Source organism: Bradyrhizobium sp. SHOUNA76, from assembly GCF_023006445.1.
Lineage (GTDB): Bacteria > Pseudomonadota > Alphaproteobacteria > Rhizobiales > Xanthobacteraceae > Bradyrhizobium.
In genome coordinates, this window is sequence record NZ_JALBHA010000778.1 from 1 (window position 1) to 2,028 (window position 2,028).

General features: G+C 67.4%; 2 protein-coding genes. Both read left to right on the forward strand.

Annotated elements, in window-relative coordinates:
* A partial coding sequence (locus tag MOV74_RS36970; RefSeq protein WP_246932319.1) for a UDP-N-acetylmuramoyl-L-alanyl-D-glutamate--2,6-diaminopimelate ligase occupies positions 1-1,166 on the forward strand: 1,166 nt, incomplete at its 5' end.
* The coding region (murF, locus tag MOV74_RS36975; protein ID WP_246932321.1) for a UDP-N-acetylmuramoyl-tripeptide--D-alanyl-D-alanine ligase at positions 1,163-2,028 on the forward strand (866 nt) is incomplete at its 3' end. The genes MOV74_RS36970 and murF, both read left to right, overlap by 4 nt.

A 2,028-nucleotide genomic window follows, 5' to 3' on the forward strand; every position in this document is an offset into this window, starting at 1 on the left:
CCGCGACCGTCGCGGCCGTGACCGGGACCAGCGGCAAGACCTCGGTCGCAGCCTTCACCCGCCAGATCTGGGAGCGGCTGGGACATGCCTCCGCCAGCATCGGCACCATCGGGCTCGTCTCGCCCAAGCGCACGGTCTACGGTTCGCTGACGACGCCGGATCCGATCGCGCTGCACCGGCAGATCGACGAGATTACGCGTCAGGGCGTCACGCATCTCGCCTTCGAAGCGTCCTCACACGGGCTCGACCAGTACCGGCTCGACGGCGTGCGCGTCGCCGCCGGCGGCTTCACCAATCTCTCGCGCGACCACATGGATTATCATCCGACCGTTGCGCATTATCTTGCGGCGAAACTCCGCCTGTTCCGGGAACTCGTTTCACCGGGCGGCGCGGCGGTGATCTCGGCCGATCATGATTGCTCGGCAGACGTGATCGGCGCGGCAAGCTCGCGCGGCCTGCGCGTGATGGCGGTCGGCCGCAACGGCGACGGGGCAGGCGAGGGCATCCGTCTCACCGAAGCCGTGGTCGAAGGTTTCTCGCAAAAGCTTACGGTCGAACATCGTGGCAAGAGCCATTCGATCCGGCTGCCGCTGGTCGGCGAATTCCAGATCGAGAACGCGCTGGTGTCGGCCGGCCTTGCGATCGGCACCGGCAGCGATGCGGCCAATGTGTTCGCGAGCCTGGAGCATCTCGAAGGCGCCAAAGGCAGGCTCGAACGCGTCGGCGAGCGCAACGGCGCGCCGATCTTCGTCGACTATGCGCACAAACCCGACGCGCTGGCGAAGGCGCTGCAGGCGCTGCGTCCCTATGCCAAGCGCAGGCTGGTGGTCGTGTTCGGCGCCGGCGGCGACCGCGATGCCGGCAAACGTCCGATCATGGGCGAGATCGCGGCCGAGAATGCCGACGGCATCATCATCACCGACGACAATCCGCGCAGCGAGAAGCCCGAAACGATCCGCGCCGAAATCCTCGCCACTGCGAAGGGCGCCCGCGAAATCGGCGACCGCACTGCTGCGATCCGCGCCGCGATCGAGGAGTTGCAGGATGGCGATGCGCTGCTCATCGCCGGCAAGGGCCACGAGACCGGGCAGATCGTCGGGGCAGAGGTCTTGCCCTTCAGTGATCACGAGGCGGTCGCCGCCGCATTAGCGTCGAGGGTTGCATGAGCGGGCCGATATGGACGGTTGCCGAAGTGGCGCGCGCGCTGGGCGTTGCCGGATCGTTCCCGGACACCCCGATCGACTTCGTCACCCAGGATAGCCGGCTGGTGAAGCCGGGCAGCCTGTTCGTTGCGCTGAGCGGCACGCCGAGCGGCGGATTCATCTCGGCTTTCGCCAGCGCGCGCGACGGCTGGGAATTCGCGGACAAGGCTGAAGCTTCCGGCGCGGTCGCGATGATCGTGCCGCACGAGATCGCCGGCATTCGCATTCCCCAGATCGTCGTCAAGGACACACTGATCGACGGCCTCTGGGGCCTCGCGCGCGCCGCGCGCGCCCGCTTTAAGGGGCCGGTGATCGGGCTCACGGGCAGCGCGGGCAAGACCAGCACCAAGGAATTTCTGGCGGCCTATCCGAACGCCTATGCGAGCCCGTCGAGCTTCAACAATTTCTGGGGCGTGCCGCTGACGCTGTGCAATGCACGGCCCGACGCCAGTCTCTGGGTCGTCGAGATGGGCATGAACCAGAAAGGCGAGATCGCGCGGCTCAGCGAATTGACGCGGCCGACCGTGGCGCTGGTCGTCAACGTCCAGCCCGTGCATCTGGAAAAGCTCGGCTCGCTCGACGCCATCAGGCGCGAGAAGGTGTCGATCGCGCTCGGCCTGGCCGAGGACGGGGTGCTGGTGCTGCCCGCGGGGATCAAGGCGTCGGAATGGAAAGGCAAGGTCGTCCGCTTCGGCGAGCATGCCGAGGTGCACGAGGTCGCGCACGCCCCGCACGGCGAGAGCTGGCAGGTCGTGGCCATGATCGGCAAGAAAGAGATCGCCTTCAGCCTGACGCCGGGCGCGCCGCACCGCGTGCAGAATGCGCT